The sequence below is a fragment of the Gordonia sp. (in: high G+C Gram-positive bacteria) genome, from assembly GCF_047602025.1.
Classification (GTDB): domain Bacteria; phylum Actinomycetota; class Actinomycetes; order Mycobacteriales; family Mycobacteriaceae; genus Gordonia.
On sequence record NZ_JASGII010000001.1, the window covers coordinates 983292 to 1000621 of the forward strand.

Genomic DNA, 17330 nt, shown 5'->3' on the forward strand with positions numbered 1-17330 from the left:
CGGCCAGCGTAGGCGAGATCAGTTCACGCACATCGGGCCGTTGCGCGTCGACGCGGTGATCGGCGCCTTGGCCGACCCCGCGCGAGCCGCGGCCTGGCGCTTCTGCGACGCGACGCGCTGGGCGTCGGGCTGCGGACTGGTGTCCATGATCGACCCCGGGCCGAAGTACGTGTTGGTCAGCACGACCCGCGCCGTGCGGGACGGCAGCTCCGGGTCGGAGCGGATGGTGACCCCGCCCAGGACCGCCGACAGCTCCTTCGCGATGGAGTCGTCGGCGTTGCGGACGAAGATGATGGAGTCGCGCTCGTTCATCGGCTTCGTCGCCGTCTTGCCCTGGCCGAAGCCCTTCGCGGTCAGGATGTTCGAGACGTTGGCCGCGAGTCCGTCGATGGTGCCGGCGTTGACGACGTCGACGGCGTAGGCCTCCTTGCCGGCCCGCTTCTTCGGGGTGTCGCCGGTCAGCAACTCGTCGGAGAACGCGTGGACCTCCTTGGGGTCGATCTGCACGATCGACTGTCCCTCGGGGCTCCAGCCCTCCTCGGTGACGATCGGGATGGTCGCGAACTTCACCTTGCCGCCGGACAGGTCGCGCAGCTTCTCGGCGAAGGCCAGGATGTCCCAGTTGTCGTCGATGACGACCGATCGCGAGATCGCGTTCTCCAATTTGTTCATCGTGCGCTGGTTGGTCAACGTCTTGGCCGACAACAGTTTGCCCGCGAGTGAGGCCATGAAGACCTGTTGGCGGGTGATGCGGTCGAGGTCGCCGCGCGGCAGGCCGTGGCGCTGGCGCACGAAGCTCAGCGCCTTCGGCCCGTTCAGCGTCTGGCGGCCCGCGCGGAACTTCGCGCCCGAGTAGCGATCGCGCACCGGCGCCTTCAAGCAGACGTCGACGCCGCCCACCGCGTTGGTGAGCAGGGCGAAGCCGAGGAGGCCGACCTCGGCGTAGTGGTCGACCTCGACGCCGGTCAGCTTGGCGACGGTGCCGATCAGCGCCTTGCGCCCGGCCTCGGTGCCGGCGATCTCCGCCTTCGCCGGATCGCCGCCCCGCTCGACCCGGGTGCGCCGCACCCGTTCCTTCGTTGCGCCGTACGCGGCGTTGATCTTGCTCATGCCGAGCCCGGGGACGTCGACGTACGCGTCGCGCGGGATCGAGATGGCCGTCGCGGACGAGCCGTTGTTTGGGATGCGGATCAGCAGGACGGTGTCGGTGTTCGTGGCGGTCTCGTCGCCGGCGCGCAGCCAGCGCAGCTCGCGGCGGCTCAGCGGCTTGCCCTTGGCGTCGGTGCGCGCGTCGGTGCCGACCAGCAGCAGGTCGACGGCGCCGTCCTGGCCGCCGCCCAGGTCGAGGCCGGTCAGTTGGGTGACCGAGCCGGTGACGCCGGTCGCCGAGTTCCAGGCGTAGCCGCCGATGGCGAGCGTCGCGACCGACAGCAGCGTGACGAACACCTGGCCGGCGCGGTGGATGCGCTTGCGCGGGTTGCCGCCCCGGAAGAAGCCGCGTCGCTGCGGCGGGGTCGTCGGGGGCGGGGCGTCGGCGGGTGCCGGCTTGGGCCGCGGTTGCTTGAGCGCCTTCGCGGGCGCGGCCTTGGGTTTGCGCGCGGGCCGGGCGGCCGTGCGTTCGGCGGGTGTGCGCGTGGGGCGCTGGTCCGGCGCGGGTCGCGGACGGCGCCGACCCGGGACCGGGGTGCGGTCGGGCGCGGGCGCCGTCTGGCCCTTGGCGCGCTTGCGCGGCTTTGCCGGCTCGGGTTCGCGGGTGTGGATCTCGCCGGACGACGTGCGCGTGGGACGGCCCGTGCGGCTGGGAACGCGCTGCGGGGCGGGACGGCCGTCGCGCTGCTGCGGTCGCGGACCGCGACGCGTCGGGGTGGCTTTCTCCACGGCTGACCCGTTCTCCCTTGATGCGCTAGAGGCTGTTGTTACCAAAGTGCATGAATCACTCTACTGATGCATTTGAGAATTGAGGGGGAGCGCAACGCCGGACGAATCGGATCGGCCATGATGAAGCCATGCGCGTTTACGTCACCGGGGGAGCCGGGCAGGTCGGCCGGGCGCTGGCCGCGACCGGCCCCGACGGGATGGCGTGCGTCGGCCTCTCGTCGGCCGACCTGGACGTGACCGACGCCGACGCGGTGCGGCGCTGGTCGCGGGAGCACCTCGCCGGCGGCGATGTGATCGTGAACTGTGCGGCCTACACCCGCGTCGACGATGCCGAGTCCGACGCGGCCGCCGCCACCGCGGTCAACGTCGACGGCGCCGCCCACCTCGCGGAAGCATCGGCGGCGATCGGCGCGCGGCTGGTCCACCTGTCCACCGACTACGTCTTCGACGGTCCGGCCGCCCCCCGGCCGCCGGATCGCACGGCCCCGTATGAGCCCGACGACGTCGGCGGCGATCCGCCCAGCGTCTACGGCCGCACCAAGCTGGCCGGGGAGCGGGCGGTCCGCGCACACGACCCCGCCGCCACCATCGTGCGTACGGCCTGGGTCTACACCGGCGGCGACGGCGACTTCGTCGGCACGATGCGGCGACTGGCCGCCGAGCGCGACGTGCTCACCGTCGTCGACGACCAACTCGGCTCGCCGACGTATGCGCCCGACCTCGCCCGCGGGCTGTGGCAGCTGATCGAGCAGGACGCCGGGCGGGGCGCGGTCCTGCACGCCACCAACGCCGGTCAGACCACCTGGTACGGCCTGGCGCGGGAGGTGTTGGCCCTCGACGGCCTCGATCCCGATCGGGTGCGCCCGTGCACCACCGCCGACTTTCCGCGCCCGGCGCCGCGCCCGGCCTATTCGGTCCTGTCGCCGCGGTCCTGGACGGGCGCCGGGCTCGCGCCGCTGCCCGATTGGCGCGATGCCCTGCGCGCCGCGCTGGTTCGTTAGGCTGTCCGGCGTGACTGATCAGTTCGCCGTGGTGACGGTGACGTACTCCTCGGGCGATTATCTGAAGTCGTTCCTGGACACCCTGGCCCACGCCACCGAGGCCGATCCGCGCGTCGTGATCGCCGACAACGGCTCCGACGACGGCGCCCCCGAGGCGGCCGAGCGGGACTACCCGCGGGTGACCCTGCTGCACACCGGCGCCAACCTGGGCTACGGCGGCGCCATCAACCGAGCCGTCGCGCTGGTCGACCCGGCCGTCGAGTTCATCGTCGTCGCCAACCCCGACGTCGCGTGGGGCCCGGGCTCGCTGGACGACCTGCTCGCCGCCGCCGGCCGTTGGCCCAGGGCCGGGGCGCTCGGCCCGCTGATCCGTGAGCCGGACGGCTCGGTCTACCCGTCGGCGCGCCAGGTCCCGAGACTCGTGTCCGGCACCGGCCACGCGCTGCTCGGCGCCGTGTGGAAGAACAACCCGTTCACGCGCGCCTACCTCGACGAGGACAACGACGCCGAACGCCCGGTCGGGTGGTTGTCGGGGTCGTGCCTGCTGCTGCGCCGGGCGGCCTTCGACGCCATCGACGGCTTCGACGAGGGCTACTTCATGTTCATGGAGGACGTCGACCTGGGCGACCGCCTCGCCCGCGCGGGCTGGCAGAACATCTTCGTGCCGACCGCCGAGGTCCTGCACACCAAGGGCCACGCCGCGAGCAAGAACCCCGAGCTGATGCTGCCCGCGCACCACCGCAGCGCCTACAAATTCCAGGCCGACCGCAACCCGGGCGCACTGCGCGCGCCGCTGCGCTGGGGGCTGCGAGCCGGGCTGGCGCTCCGATCCCGGGTCGCCGTGCGGCTGGCCCGGCGCGAACTCGACCGCGCTGCGGCGCAAGGAGGCAACCAGTGACCAAGGACGTCCAGGCCGTCATCCTCGTCGGCGGCAAGGGCACGCGCCTGCGCCCGTTGACGCTGTCGGCGCCCAAGCCGATGCTGCCGACCGCGGGCCAGCCGTTCCTCACGCACCTGTTGTCGCGGATCAAGGCCGCCGGGATCGACGACGTCGTGCTCGGCACGTCGTTCAAGGCCGAGGTCTTCGAGGAGTACTACGGCACCGGCGAGGACCTGGGGATGAACCTGCGGTACGTCACCGAGGTCGAGCCGCTCGGCACCGGCGGCGGCATCCGCAACGTGCTGGGCGAGCTGACCGCCCCCGACATTCTCGTCTTCAACGGCGACGTCCTCGGCGGCACCGACGTCGGCGACGTGCTGGCCACGCACCGCCGCTCCGGCGCCGACGTGACGATGCACCTGGTGCGGGTCGGCGATCCGCGCGCCTTCGGCTGTGTGCCGACCGACGCAGACGGTCGGGTCACCGCCTTCCTGGAGAAGACCCAGGATCCGCCCACCGACCAGATCAACGCCGGCACCTACGTGTTCAAGCGCGAGGTTATCGAGCAGATTCCGGCCGGCCGCCCGGTGTCCGTCGAGCGCGAGGTGTTCCCCGAGCTCCTCGCCCGCGGGCGGCCCATCCAGGGCCACGTCGACCAGTCGTACTGGCGCGACATGGGCACCCCGGAGGACTTCGTGCGCGGCTCGGCCGACCTGGTCCGCGGCATCGCCCCGTCGCCCGCCCTGGGCGACCGCCACGGCGAGTACCTCGTGCAGGAGGGCGCGACCGTCGGACCGGGTGCCCACCTGATCGGCGGCACCGTCGTCGGCGCGGGTTCGACCATCGGCCGACGGGCCCGGCTCGACGGCGCGGTCGTCTTCAACGACGCGGTCATCGACGACGGTGCCGTCGTCGAGCGCAGCATCGTGGGCCGCGGCGCCCGCATCGGCAAGCGCGCGCTGGTGCGCGACACGGTGATCGGGGACAACGCCGTCATCGGCGCGGACTGCGAATTGTTGCGCGGTGCGCGCGTGTGGCCCGACGTCGAGATCCCCGACGGCGGCATCCGCTTCTCGACGGACGTCTAGCTCCTGTCGGCGGGTTTGGTCCACTCGGCCGTGTAGCGGAACCCGAGCCGTCGGCGCAGGCGGGTACCCGGCAGGTGCTGATCGAAGAGCCCGCGCAGCTCGGTGTAGGTCAGATCCGGATCTTTGACCGGGAACGGCGGAGGAGTCGGCGCAGCGCCGCGCACCGGGCGCGGGTGCTTGACGATGCCGATGATCGGATTAGTGACCATCGAGGCGTAGTCCCACAGATGGTCGACGACGGTGTCGCGGCGGGCCAGTCCGACCACCAGGAACCGTCCACCGGGGGCCAGCATCTGCGCGATCCGTTCGAGGACGGCAGGCGTGTCGAGGTGGTGAAGGACGGCGGTCATCGTGATCAGATCCAGGTCGGTGTGATCGTCCGCGGAGAAAGCGACCCACCCGCCACCGGTGACCGAGACGTTCGGCAGGTCGACGGTCCGCTGCGCGGATGCCGCGCGCATGTCGGAGTCCGAGTCGCAGCCGATGACCCGGTCGAACTCGGGCGCCAGCCTGGTCAGCAACTCGCCGCGGCCGCAACCGACGTCGACGGCGGTGCGGCGCTGTTCGGGGAGACGCCGCAGGATCCACGAAATGAACGCATCGTTGTGGCTCCACGGATGTCGTGCGTTGAGACCCTGGAGCCAAGCAGAGGCTGATCGAATCAGGCCGTTCGACGACGTGCGGGGATCCATCGCAGGTGGCTCTGGTCAGCGAGCCTTCGCGGCCGCCAACAGGCCGGTGCCCAGCGGGATGACCACCGGCAGGAACCGGTCGTCGTCGGCGATGACGAGCGCCGCTTCACGCACCGCCTCGGCGGCGGCACCCTTGCGCTTGGGACTCAACTTGTCGGCGTGGTGCAGCACGACGACCCCGCCCGGGCGCAGGATCCGCATCGCCTCGGTGACGTAGCGCGGGTGGTCGAGCACTTCGCCGTCGAGGAAGACCAGTTCGTAGCTGGCGTCGGCGAGACGGGGGAGAACCTCGACGGGGGAGCCGTTGATCAACCGGGTCCGGCCGACCGGGATGTCCGCCGAGGCGAACGACGCGCGGGCGGCCTGCTGGAACTCCGACTCCGGGTCGATCGTCGTCAGCACGCCGTCGTCGACCATGCCGGCCAGCAGCCACAGGCCCGACACCCCCGCGCCGGTGCCCACCTCGACGACCGACTTCGCTCCCGCGGTGCGGGCCAGCAGCGCCAACATCGCGCCGACCGCCGGAGCGATCGTGGGGGCGCCCAGTTCCTCCGCGCGCGTGCGCGCGGCGACCAGCGCGTCATCCTCGACGATCGCCGATTCGACATAGGTCTTGTCCGTCACGCCTATGAGGGTAGGCCACGGTCGGCACCGATCCTTAGCCAACACTCAGGCCACTCATACGGCCGCCACAATCGACTCGGCAAGGGTAGAGCGTGAGAACGAGTCAACTCGGCGCCGGAATGAAAGTTCGCCGCGGCGATGTTGACCATGAACGAGTCGGACGCAACCGCGGACGGCCACGACGAGGGGACGTACCGCGTTGACGACCCAGACCACCGACGAGCAGATCGCCGCCGTCCTCGACGAGTTCGACGGTGCGAGCGCCGAGTCGGCCGGCACCGCCCGGTTCGACGCCACCGGCGATGCGAACCTGATGCCGTCGTGGGACGAGTTGGTCGCCGAGCACGCCGACCGCGTCTACCGCCTCGCCTACCGCCTGTCCGGCAACCAGCACGACGCCGAGGACCTCACCCAGGAGACCTTCATCCGGGTCTTCCGGTCGCTGTCGTCCTACCAGCCGGGCACCTTCGAGGGCTGGCTGCACCGCATCACCACGAACCTGTTCCTGGACATGGTCCGCCGCCGCAGCAAGATCCGCATGGAGGCGCTGCCCGAGGACTACGACCGGGTGCCGGCGGCAACGCCCGATCCGCAGCAGATCTACGCCGACGCCAACCTGGACCCGGTCCTGCAGGGCGCGTTGGACCAACTGGCGCCGGAGTTCCGCGCCGCCGTCGTCCTGTGTGACATCGAAGGCCTCTCCTACGAGGAGATCGCCACGACGATGGGCGTCAAGATGGGCACCGTCCGCAGTCGTATCCACCGCGGTCGGCAGAGCATCCGCGACTACCTGGCCGCCAACGAGGCGGATTGGGCCGCCAGCCGCTGAGTCGCCGACCGGTCATTCACGCGGCCGCGGGAACCACGCTGGCCGCCGAATCGTTGATAGGTTCGGATAAGCTGCTAACGCAGGTGGACGACAGGTAGGAGCGGCGGTGAACTTCTTGGATCCGGGTCGGTGGACTCCCACGTCGCCGTCCCTTCAGCCCAACACCGATTACCGTGCCCCCGGCACCCTCGGCGGCCGTCCGTTCGCCTCCACCGAGCACCTCTCGCCCGAGGCCGTCGCGGCCTACGTCGACGGCGAGTTGGCGGCGGGCGCGGTGTCCCGCGCCGACGCCCACCTGAACCTGTGCGCCACGTGCGCGAGCGCCGTCGAGGCGCAGAAGGCGGCGCGAGCAGCCCTGCGGGCCAGCGGATCGGCCATCACGGCGCCGATGAACCTGCTCGGGCAGCTCTCCCAGATCCCGACCCGCGAGATCGATGTCAACCAGGTCGCGGCGCGCACCGACGAGTCGCCGCGCCCGCGAGGATTCTTCCGACGAGGCCGTTAGTGACCAACGAAGACCAGTGGGCCGACAAGGGCGCCATCATCCCGCCGCGCACCGAGGCCGCTCCGAAGCCGCCCCGGCACGCCCCGATCTCCCCGCAGACCACAGCGGTCTTCGGACGGCCCGACGGCGTCGGCGGCTCCTTCGACGAGGAGCCCGAGCGCCCGGCGCGCCCGCAGCCGACCGTTGCCGCGCCGGACCCGGTGCTCGCCGAGGCCTTCGGCCGCCCCGAGGGCGCCACCGACACCCTGGAACGCGATCCCGACGCCCGCTATGAGGAGCCGGAGGAGCCCGAGGCCCCCGCCGACCCGTGGCGCGACCCGGAGAGCCCGGCCCGACTCTCGGCGCCGGCCAAGGCCCGCCCCGACTCGGTCGACCCGGTCGAGCCCGGCCCCAAGCTCGGGGTGCGCGAGGTCCTCCTCGGCCACCGCATCGCCTGGCCCGCCCTGCTCACCCTCGGCGCCCTCGCCGTGACGATCGGCCTGCTCGGCGCCCTCGTCGGCGCCCTCATGTCGGGCACCGGTTCGTCCTCGCGGGGCGACACGGTCAGCCTGCCGGTCGACAAGGGCAAGGGCGACACCCCGCAGTCGTCGGTGGCCCGCGTCGCGAAAGCCGTGGAGAAGGCCGTCGTGTCGATCCGCGTGCGCAGCTCCGGCTCGATGGCCACCGGTTCCGGCGTGGTCGTCGACCCCAAGGGCTACATCGTCACCAACAACCACGTCGTGGCCTCCGGCGTCGACGACAAGTCGGCGGTCACCGAGGTCGTCTTCTTCGACCGCACCCGCGTCCCGGCGACCATCGTCGGCACCGATCCCAAGAGCGACCTCGCGGTCCTCAAGGTCGACAACGTCAAGAACCTCGCCGTCGCCGCACTCGGCGACTCGGACAAGCTCATCGTCGGCGAGGAGGTCATCGCCTTCGGATCGCCGCTGGGCCTGGACCGCACCGTGACCAGCGGCATCGTGAGCGCTACCCACCGTGCACTGGCGCTGCCGCCGTCGGACTCCGACGTCGAGGCGGTGATCGACGCGATCCAGACCGACGCCGCGATCAACCCCGGCAACTCCGGCGGTCCGCTCGTCGATTCGCAGGCGCGCGTCGTCGGCATCAACACGATGATCCAGACGACCAGCGGTGGCTCGATGGGCCTGGGCTTCGCGATCCCGATCAACTCGGTCCGCCCGATCGTCAAGACCCTCGTCGCGCACGGGAAGATCGTGCACCCGGCGATCGGCATCAACGCCGTCACCGTCCGCAACCAGAAGGTCATGGGCGCCGAGGTCCGCAACGTCGTCGCCGGCAGTGCCGCCGAGAAGGCCGGCATCCGCGAGAAGGACGTCATCACCAAGTTCAACGGCCGCACCATCGAGTCGTCCGACGAGCTGTCGGTGGCGGTCCGCACGTCCAAGGTCGGCGAGAAGACCGACTTCACGTACTGGCGCGACGGGCGCACCTTCAACGGCTCCATCACCCCGTCCGGCGACTAGGGGACACCCGTGTTCGCGAGCGTCGGCTGGGGCGAGATGTTGGTCTTGGTCGCGGCCGGCCTGATCATCCTCGGCCCGGAACGACTGCCCGGCGCCATCACGGCGACGATGGGCTGGGTCCGCAAGGCCCGCGACTACGTCAGCGGCGCGTCGGCCGAGCTTCGCGACGAGCTCGGCGGCGACTTCGAGGAGTTCCGCGAACCGCTGCAGCAGCTGAACGAGCTGCGCACCACCCGTCCGCGCGACCTGGTGACCAAGCACCTGCTGGGCGGGGACGACTCGCTGCTCGACCCGAAGACCTACACCGAAGCGCCGGACAACCGTCGCCCGGCGAAGCCCACCGACACCGCCGCCGCACGCCACGACGTCGAGGACTGGGACGCCACCTAGCTTCGAGCGGTGTCGATGCCCAGGCTCATGCCGGCCAGGCCGCGCTTCTGCACGGCCAGCTTGTCGGCGATTGCGCGCAGCGCCTTGCCCGCGGGGGAGTCGGGGGCCGACAGCACCACCGGCACGCCGGCGTCGCCGCCCTCGCGCACCGCGGTCTCCAGCGGCACCTGGCCCAACAGCCCGACGTCGGCGCCGATGGCGCGACTGAGCCGCTCGGCGACCCGCTCGCCGCCGCCCTCGCCGAACGGGTGCATGCGGCTGCCGTCCGGCAGTTCGAGCCACGACATGTTCTCCACGACGCCGAGCACCTTCTGCCGCGTCTGCAGGGCGATGGCCCCGGCGCGCTCGGCGACCTCGGCGGCCGCCTGCTGCGGCGTCGTCACCACGAGGATCTCGGCACCCGGGATCAGCTGGGCGATGGAGATCGCGACATCGCCGGTGCCCGGCGGGAGGTCGAGCAGCAGGATGTCCAGGTCGCCCCAGTAGACGTCGGCGAGGAACTGCTGCAACGCGCGGTGCAGCATCGGTCCGCGCCAGGTGACCGGAGTGTTGCCGTCGGTGAACTGGCCGATCGAGATGAACTTCACCTGGTGCGCGATGGGCGGCATGATCATCTGCTCGACCTGGGTCGGCTTCGCGTCGTTGCCGAGCATCCGGGGCACCGAGTGGCCGTAGATGTCGGCGTCGAGCACGCCGACCGACAGCCCGCGCGCGGCCAGGGCCGCGGCCAGGTTCACCGTCACGCTGGACTTGCCGACCCCGCCCTTGCCGGAGGCGACCGCGTAGACGCGGGTCAGCGATCCCGGCTGGGCGAAGGGGATGACCGGCTCGGCACGATCGCCGCGCAGTTTCTTGCGCAGCTCGGTGCGCTGCTCGTCGTCCATCACGTCGAGTCCGACGTTGATCGCGCCGACGCCGGGCACGTCGGCCACGGCGGCAGACACCCGGTCGCTGATCTCGGTGCGCATCGGACAGCCCGACGTGGTCAGGTAGACGACGACGTCGACGTCGCCGGCGTCGCCGATCTCGATCGACTTGACCATGCCGAGGTCGGTGATGGGCTTGCCGATCTCTGGGTCGTCGACCTTGCTCAGGGCCGCACGGATGGCTGACTCGGTGGGGGCCGCGGTACTCATGGCACCCAGCTTAGTCCCGTCTGCCGCGGGGCTTTCCGCGCCTGGTCAGCGCGCGCTCGGCCGCGCCGGGGCGGGTCGCCCGGGAGCGGGTGCGGGCCGGTCGGCACCGGGGGCCGCGACGCCGGGGCGCTGCCGCGGGGCACGCGGTGCGGCCGGTGCCTGCTGAGGGCCGCCGAGCTGCGGCGGCAGGCACACGACGAAGCACTCGGGCTTGCGCGCCTTGGGCTTGCGGTCGACGCGCTTGGGCAGGTCGTCGGCGGCGTCGCCGGTCGCCGGATCGGTCGCCTCGTCGCCGGCCAGCGGGTCGTCGGCATCGCCCCGGCGCCGGTCGCCGCGCCGCTTCTTGAGCTCATCGCCGACGGGGGTGGCGTGCATGTCCGGGATGCCCGCCGTCGGCATGACCCCGGTCGAGTAGGCCGCCGCCCAGGCCAGCACGTTCGCGACGTAGGCGTGCGAGTGGTTGTAGCGGTACACCGCGGCGACCTTGTTGTTGCCGGCCATGATGTCGCTCACGCCCGAGCACAGGTAGCGCCCGGCCGAGTAGGTGGCGTCGAAGATGTTGTGCGGGTCGGCCTTGCCGTCGCCGTTGGCGTCCGAGCCCCAGCTGGCCCACGTGCTCGGGATGAACTGCATTGGGCCCATGGCGCGCGCCCCGTTGCCCTGTGCGTCGAGGATGACGGCATTGCCGGCCAGGGTGCCGTCGAGCGCGGGGCCGTGAATCTGGCGGCGGGTGTTCCCGTATTCGTCGACGTTGCCGTTGCCGGCGTGCCCGGACTCGATCCGGCCGATGCCGGCGAGCAGGTACCAGGGGAGCTTGCAGGCGGCGTTCTCCGACGCGAGGCGCGTTTCGGCCAGCTTGTAGGCCTGCAGCACGACGCCGGGGATGCCCAGCGGGCCGTTCGGGATGCCCAGGGCGAGGCGGTACTGCGGGTTGATCATCGGATCGCCAGCCTTGGGCGGGGCGAACGCGGCAGCGGCGGCCGACTCCTCGATGGCGGCCAGTCCGGCCACCTGGGTCACGCTGGCGGCCTCCGGCGTCGTCGCGGCGGTCTTCTGCTCGCCGACGAGGCTGCTCGAGCTCGCGGCGCCCAAAACCAGTGCGCTGAGCGCGGTCGTGCCCACCCCGGCGGTCAGCACGCGTGCGGCTCGGCGCGAACGCGGGCGCGTCGGCCCCTGCGCGCGGCGCCAAAACGCAATGCCACTCATCTGAATCTCACCCCGTTGTGTCTCTCCCCGACAAGGTGTGTCCTACACCACTCCACAGCATAAACGACGTGCTAAATGCACGTATAGAGACCCGTGATTACGAAGTGGCAGCAGATTCGGGTGTGGCGTCGGGGTCCTCGTCGGCCTTGGCGCCCAGGCGTTCGACCAGTTCGTCCAGCAGGTCGTCGAGCTCTTTGCGCAGATAGTCGCGCGTCACCGTGTCGCCGACGGCCAGGCGCACCGACGCCAACTCGCGGGCGAGGAACTCGGTGTCCGCCTTGGTCTCCGCCGCGCGCACCCGGTCCTCCTCGAGGGCGACGCGGTCGCGGTTCTCCTGCCGGTTCTGGGCCAGCAGGATCAACGGCGCCGCGTAGGCGGCCTGCGTCGAGAAGGCCAGGTTCAGCAGGATGAACGGATACGGGTCCCAGTGGTGGAAGAAGCTGACCAGGTTCAGGACGATCCACACCACGACGATGACCGTCTGGATCGCCAGGTAGCGCCCGGTGCCCAGGAAGCGGGCCAGCCGCTCGCTGTAGACCCCGACGACATCGGCGTCGAGGGTGAAGAACCGCGGCCGCCGACGGTCCGACGGCTGGTCCAGCCGCCTGCTCTTGTTGCTCATCGACCGCCCCCGGCCGCCACGTTGATCGGTTCATCGCCCTCGGGCTCGGTCTCGCGCCAGTCGTCGGGCAGGATCTCGTCGAGCAGGTCGTCGACGCTGACCGCGCCCAGCAGGTGCCCGTCCTCGTCGACGACGGGACCGCAGACCAGGTTGTAGGTCGCGAAGTAGCGCGTCACCGTCTCCACCGAGTCCTCCGGGCGCAGGTGGCCCAGGTCGGTGTCGAGGAGATCGCCGACGAGGGTGGCCGGGGGATTGCGCAGCAGCACCTGCAGGTGCACGCAGCCGAGGTACTTGCCGGTCGGCGTCTGCGTCGGCGGGCGCACGACGAACACGATGCTGGCCGCCGCGGGGGTGATCTCCGGGTCGCGGGCACGGGCCAACGCTTCGGACACGGTCGTCGCGGCGGTGACGATGAGCGGCTCGGGCGTCATCATGCCGCCCGCGGTGTCGGGGGAGTGGACGAGCAGTCGGCGGACTGGCTCGGACTCCTCCGGCGCCATCAGCGACAGCAGTCGTTCCGCCTCGCCGGGCGGCAGTTCGCCGACGAGGTCGGCGACGTCGTCGGGCTCCATGGCACCCAGGACGTTGCGGGCGCGGCCGGTGCCCATCACCGCGATCAGTGACTGGGCGTCGTCGCTGGGCAGCTCCTGCAGGATGTCGGCCAGGCGCTCCTCGTCGAGGGCGGCGGCGATCTCCTCGCGGCGCTTGGGCGGCAGCTCGCGCAGCACGTTGGCGGCGTCGGCCGGGCGCATGCCGTCGAGCTGCATCATGATGGCCGCGACGCCCTGGCCGGGCAGGTTGAGGGCGGTCTGCGTCAGCCCGTGCACGTGGGCCCAGTCGACGACGTGGATCTCGCCCCGGCGGGCCAGTCGCAGCCGGCTGGGCCGCACGGCGACGCGGGTGACGAGCCAGTCGCGGGTCCGGCCCTGCTCGATGCCGAGGTCGACGACGGTGAAGTCCTCGTCGGCCCAATCGGCCAGGTCGGGGTCGGTGACGCGCACGCGGCTGTCCATCACCTGGCCGACGGCGAGCGCTTCGCCGGGGCGCAGGTCCAGCTTGCGCATGCTGATGGTTCCGGTGTTCAGGGTGACCTTGTGCGAGTCGACGCCGGTGACGCGCAAGATGGGCACGAAGATGCGCCGACGGGTCGTCAGCTCGACCGCCAGGCCCAGGACGCGCGGCGGCAGGCCGGACAGTCGGATGGCGATCACGACGTCGCGGACACGGCCGATCGATTCACCGTCGGGACCGAGGACGGCGAGCCCTACTAGTCTGGCTATGAAGACCTTGCTCACCGACATACCCCAAGCCTAGTGGCCCGGTGCGCGAAGAAAGGGCAACGCCATGCAGCCGCAACAACCTGGTCGTCCGGCGACCCCCGGATTGCCGACTCCGCCGTCGGGTTGGCCGATCGGTTCCTATCCGACGTACGCACAGGCGCAGAAGGCGGTGGACTTCCTCGCCGACGAGGGCTTCCCCGTCCAGAACGTCACCATCGTCGGCGTCGACCTCATGCAGGTCGAGCGCGTCACCGGTCGCCTGACCTGGGGCCGCGTCATCATGCAGGGCATCGGCGGCGGCGCCATGCTCGGCCTGATGTTCGGCCTCCTGGCCTCGATCGTCGTGCAGCCCGCGGTCACCGCGCTGTTCCTCGGCGTCGTCGGCGGCATCCTGTTCGGCCTCGTGTCGTCGGCGATCCCATACGCCATGATGCGCGGCCAGCGCGACTTCGCGTCGACGATGCAGCTGGTCGCCGGCCGCTACGACGTGCTGTGCGATCCCACGACAGCCGAGCGCGGCCGCGATATGCTGACCCGGCTCTCGCTCTAGGCAGAGGAGTCACGCTGAACACGCGCCGCTTCGCGCTTCCCGTCGTCTTCGCCGCGGCGCTGCCGTTGGCGGCCTGTGGCGGGGGAGTCGCCGCCGACACCATCACCGCCTACGTGCCGGGCAACGACGCCTCCGCGATCGAGGCCGTCGCACCCGGCTGTTCGACCGGCGGCGACAAGATCTCGGTCGTTCGGCTGCCCAAGGATGCCGACGGCCAGCGCCTGCAACTCGCGCGCCGCCTGGCGGGCAACGACTCGTCGGTCGACATCTTCACGATGGACGTCACCTGGACCGCCGAGTTCGCCGACGCCGGGTGGGCCGCCCGCGTGCCCGACGATCTGGCGGCGACCCTGCAGCGCACGACCCTGGGCGGGCCGCTGCGCACCGCGCAGTGGCAGACCGGCGATGACGCGGCGAAGCGGCTCTACGGCGTTCCGACGTGGACCAACACGCAGCTGCTCTGGTACCGGCCGGACCTGCTGCGCCAATTCGTCAAGCGGGGCACCCCGCCGAGCACCTGGGAGCAGCTCCTCGCCGACAACGAGGAGGTGCGCACCGGGGTCATCGCCGAGAACGCCACGCTGCCGTCGCACCTGCGCAAGCCGATCCCGAGCTACATCATGGTCCAGGGCGCGCAGTACGAGGGCCTGGTCGTCTGGTTCAACTCGGTGCTCGCCAGCGCCGGCGGATCGGTGCTCGACCCGGCCGACCCGACCCGCGTCACGCTGAACGACACCCCCGAGCACCGGGCGGCGACGGTCCGCGCGCTGCAGGTCCTCAAGTCGGTCGCGACCGCCCCCGGGGCGGATCCGTCGCTGTCGAACAACACCGAGGACCCGGCACGGCTCGGGATGGAGCGCGGACAGGCGACCTTCGAGCTGAACTGGCCGTACGTGTACTCGTCGATGCGCTCCAACGCGGCGACCGCCACCGATGCCAACCAGCAGGTGCCGTTCTTCCCGGAGATGGCCGAGTTCGCCGACGTCTTCGCCGCCGACGCGGCCGAGCCCACCGCCGACGACCTCGCCCGTGCCAACCGCGCGTTGGCACAGCGCTTCGCCTTCGCGCCCTACCCGGGGGTGACCGCGGGGCTGCCGGCGCGCTCGACGCTGGGCGGGATGAACCTGGCAGTGTCGACGCGGTCGACCAAGGCCGAGCGCGCCTGGCGGGCGGTACGGTGCCTCACCAGTGTCGACGCGCAGCGCAAGTACGCCCTGCACTCGTCGCACGCGCCGACCATCGCGTCGATCTACGACGAGCCGGCGTTCCGCGCCGCCTTCCCGATGGGCGATGTGCTGCGCGAGCAGTTCGGCGACGGCCGCGCCGCGGTGCGCCCGGCGACCCCGGCCTACTCGACGCTGTCGACGATGCTGGCCGCCAAGTTGCACCCGGTGGGCGCGTGGGACCCGGAGCGGCTCGTCGACCAGCTCGCCGACGCCGTGCACAAGGCGCTCGCGGGTGAGGGGTTGGTCCCGTGAACGACCGTCGGCTCGCCTACCTGCTGATCACGCCCGCCGCACTGCTGATGGCCCTGGTCACCGCCTACCCGGTCGGATACGCGCTCTGGCTCTCGCTCAACAAGGTGTCGCTCACCGCGCCGGGCCGCAGTGAATTCGTCGGCCTCGGCAACTACGCCACCGTCCTGGGCGACCGCTACTGGTGGAGTGCGCTCGCGGTGACGCTGCTCATCACCGTCGTGTCGGTCGTCCTGGAGTTGGTCCTCGGGCTCGCCATCGCGATGGTCATGCACCGGACGATCGTCGGCAAGGGCACGATCCGCACGATGGTGCTCATCCCGTACGGCGTCGTCACCGTCGTCGCGGCGATGTCCTGGTACTACGCGTGGACGCCCGGCACCGGCTATCTGGCCAACCTGCTGCCCGACGGTTCCGCGCCGCTGACCCACCAGCTGCCGTCGCTCGCGATCATCGTGCTGGCCGAGGTGTGGAAGACGACACCGTTCATGGCGCTGCTGCTGCTCGCCGGCCTGGCCCTGGTGCCCGACGACCTGCTGCGCGCCGCCCAGATCGACGGCGCCGGCGCCTGGACGCGGCTGTGGCGGATCACGCTGCCGCTGATGAAGCCGGCGATCCTGGTCGCCCTGCTGTTCCGCACGCTGGACGCCTTCCGCATCTTCGACAACATCTATGTGCTGACCAAGGGCGCGAACGGCACCGGCTCGGTATCGATCCTCGGTTATGACAACCTGTTCAAGGCGTTCAACCTGGGCACCGGATCGGCGATCAGCGTGCTCGTGTTCGTCTGCGTCGCCATCATCGCGGCGCTGTTCATCAAGGGTTTCGGCGCGTCGGCGCCCGGCGCCGAGCCGGAGGGGCGCTAGATGCTGACGGACAAGCGCAAACTCACCTGGACGGCGATCAACACCCTCGTCGTGCTCTACGCGATGATCCCGATGCTGTGGATCCTGAGCCTGTCGTTCAAGTCGAATCCCACGGACGGCAAGCTCATCCCGGTGAACCCGACGCTGGCCAACTACCGGGAGGCGTTCGCCTACCGCGGCTTCACCAGCGCGCTGGTCAACTCGATCGGCGTCGGCATCATCACGACCGTGATCGCGGTGGTCATCGGGACCATGGCCGCCTACGCGATCGCCCGGCTGGACTTCCGCGGCAAGAAGCTCCTCGTCGGCGCGACCCTGCTCATCGCGATGTTCCCGCAGATCTCCCTGGTCACCCCGCTGTTCAACATCGAGCGCCGCCTCGGGCTGTTCGACACCTGGCCGGGCCTGATCCTGCCGTACATCACCTTCGCGCTGCCGCTGGCGATCTACACCCTCTCGGCGTTCTTCCGCGAGATCCCGTGGGACCTGGAGAAGGCCGCCAAGCTCGACGGCGCCACCAGCGCCCAGGCGTTCCGCCGGGTGATCGTTCCGCTCGCCGCTCCCGGCGTCGTCACCGCGGCGATCCTCGTTTTCATCTTCTCGTGGAACGAGTTGCTGCTGGCGCTCTCGCTCACGTCGAGCGACCGGGCGATCACCGCACCGGTGGCGATCACCAATTTCACGGGTGTCTCGGAGTTCACCGAGCCGACCGGTCAGATCGCCGCGGCGGCGGTCGTGATCACCATTCCGATCATCGTGTTCGTCCTCATCTTCCAACGTCGAATCGTCGCCGGGTTGACCTCCGGCGCGGTGAAGGGATAGCC

17 protein-coding genes and 1 pseudogene are annotated in these 17330 nt (G+C 70.9%); 11 read left to right on the plus strand and 7 right to left on the minus strand.

The annotated features are described in order from the left end of the window. Window positions 1–18: 18 nt before the first annotated feature. A complete protein-coding gene (locus QM728_RS04925; protein ID WP_415030933.1) occupies window positions 19–1878 on the minus strand; it encodes an LCP family protein in 1860 nt (619 codons plus the stop codon). A 128-nt stretch (window positions 1879–2006) separates the two neighbouring features. Here QM728_RS04925 and rfbD point away from each other — a divergent pair, with 128 nt between their 5' ends. Genes rfbD through QM728_RS04940 form a run of 3 tightly spaced genes read left to right on the plus strand, consistent with a single transcriptional unit; the run spans window position 2007 to window position 4847 of the window. Further along, a complete protein-coding gene (gene rfbD / locus QM728_RS04930) occupies window positions 2007–2879 on the plus strand; it encodes a dTDP-4-dehydrorhamnose reductase (protein WP_415030934.1) in 873 nt (290 codons plus the stop codon). Window positions 2880–2889: 10 nt separating this feature from the next. Beyond that, window positions 2890–3777 (plus strand): glycosyltransferase family 2 protein, encoded by an 888-nt coding sequence (locus QM728_RS04935; protein WP_415030935.1) that lies wholly within the window; start codon window positions 2890–2892, stop codon window positions 3775–3777. Further along, complete coding sequence (locus QM728_RS04940; protein ID WP_415030936.1) at window positions 3774–4847, plus strand: sugar phosphate nucleotidyltransferase; 1074 nt, start codon at window positions 3774–3776, stop codon at window positions 4845–4847. Before QM728_RS04935 ends, QM728_RS04940 begins: the two co-directional genes overlap by 4 nt. Here the strand turns inward: QM728_RS04940 and QM728_RS04945 are convergent. Together QM728_RS04945 and QM728_RS04950 are read right to left on the minus strand one after the other, a co-directional pair. Then, on the minus strand, window positions 4844–5539 hold the full coding sequence (locus tag QM728_RS04945; protein ID WP_415030937.1) for a class I SAM-dependent methyltransferase: 696 nt from the start codon (window positions 5537–5539) through the stop codon (window positions 4844–4846). The genes QM728_RS04940 and QM728_RS04945 overlap by 4 nt on opposite strands. A 15-nt stretch (window positions 5540–5554) precedes the next feature. After that, window positions 5555–6163 carry an O-methyltransferase gene (locus QM728_RS04950; RefSeq protein WP_415030938.1) on the minus strand — a complete coding sequence of 203 codons (609 nt, stop codon included), beginning with the start codon at window positions 6161–6163 and terminating at the stop codon, window positions 5555–5557. A 199-nt stretch (window positions 6164–6362) separates the two neighbouring features. Between QM728_RS04950 and sigE the strand changes: the two genes are divergently transcribed. The 4 genes from sigE to tatB all read left to right on the plus strand — a co-directional run bounded on the left by sigE (window position 6363) and on the right by tatB (window position 9371). Further along, window positions 6363–6992 (plus strand): RNA polymerase sigma factor SigE, encoded by a 630-nt coding sequence (sigE, locus tag QM728_RS04955; RefSeq protein ID WP_415030939.1) that lies wholly within the window; start codon window positions 6363–6365, stop codon window positions 6990–6992. A 106-nt stretch (window positions 6993–7098) separates the two neighbouring features. Next, a complete protein-coding gene (locus QM728_RS04960) occupies window positions 7099–7497 on the plus strand; it encodes a hypothetical protein (protein WP_415030940.1) in 399 nt (132 codons plus the stop codon). Then, window positions 7497–8981, plus strand: coding sequence for a trypsin-like peptidase domain-containing protein (locus QM728_RS04965; RefSeq protein ID WP_415030941.1), 1485 nt, complete (start codon window positions 7497–7499; stop codon window positions 8979–8981). Before QM728_RS04960 ends, QM728_RS04965 begins: the two co-directional genes overlap by 1 nt. A gap of 9 nt (window positions 8982–8990) precedes the next feature. Next, entirely contained in the window at window positions 8991–9371 is a 381-nt protein-coding gene (gene tatB / locus QM728_RS04970; RefSeq protein WP_415030942.1) for a Sec-independent protein translocase protein TatB, read from the plus strand. On the opposite strand, the gene QM728_RS04975 is transcribed toward tatB, so the two are convergent. The 4 genes from QM728_RS04975 to QM728_RS04990 all read right to left on the minus strand — a co-directional run bounded on the left by QM728_RS04975 (window position 9368) and on the right by QM728_RS04990 (window position 13636). Continuing rightward, complete coding sequence (locus QM728_RS04975; protein WP_415030943.1) at window positions 9368–10507, minus strand: Mrp/NBP35 family ATP-binding protein; 1140 nt, start codon at window positions 10505–10507, stop codon at window positions 9368–9370. The two genes, tatB and QM728_RS04975, sit on opposite strands and share 4 nt — an antisense overlap. A 45-nt stretch (window positions 10508–10552) precedes the next feature. After that, window positions 10553–11644, minus strand: a complete 1092-nt coding sequence (locus QM728_RS04980) for a lytic transglycosylase domain-containing protein (protein WP_415030944.1) — start codon at window positions 11642–11644, stop codon at window positions 10553–10555. A 166-nt stretch (window positions 11645–11810) separates the two neighbouring features. Then, the gene (locus QM728_RS04985; RefSeq protein WP_415030945.1) at window positions 11811–12335 is read right to left on the minus strand and encodes a DUF1003 domain-containing protein; all 525 of its coding nucleotides are present in this window, start codon (window positions 12333–12335) and stop codon (window positions 11811–11813) included. Next, window positions 12332–13636 (minus strand): magnesium transporter MgtE N-terminal domain-containing protein, encoded by a 1305-nt coding sequence (locus QM728_RS04990; RefSeq protein ID WP_415030946.1) that lies wholly within the window; start codon window positions 13634–13636, stop codon window positions 12332–12334. The genes QM728_RS04985 and QM728_RS04990 overlap by 4 nt, the downstream gene beginning before the upstream one ends. A gap of 43 nt (window positions 13637–13679) precedes the next feature. Between QM728_RS04990 and QM728_RS04995 the strand changes: the two genes are divergently transcribed. From QM728_RS04995 to QM728_RS05010, 4 genes and pseudogenes are all read left to right on the plus strand, one after another. Further along, entirely contained in the window at window positions 13680–14165 is a 486-nt protein-coding gene (locus QM728_RS04995) for a general stress protein (protein WP_415030947.1), read from the plus strand. A gap of 65 nt (window positions 14166–14230) precedes the next feature. After that, the gene (locus QM728_RS05000; RefSeq protein WP_415030948.1) at window positions 14231–15643 is read left to right on the plus strand and encodes an extracellular solute-binding protein; all 1413 of its coding nucleotides are present in this window, start codon (window positions 14231–14233) and stop codon (window positions 15641–15643) included. Further along, window positions 15634–16506: pseudogene (locus QM728_RS05005) on the plus strand (carbohydrate ABC transporter permease); the annotation flags it as partial. The gene QM728_RS05000 and the pseudogene QM728_RS05005, both read left to right, overlap by 10 nt. Further along, the gene (locus tag QM728_RS05010; RefSeq protein ID WP_415030949.1) at window positions 16507–17328 is read left to right on the plus strand and encodes a carbohydrate ABC transporter permease; all 822 of its coding nucleotides are present in this window, start codon (window positions 16507–16509) and stop codon (window positions 17326–17328) included. It begins immediately after the preceding pseudogene. The last annotated feature ends 2 nt before the right edge of the window (window positions 17329–17330 follow it).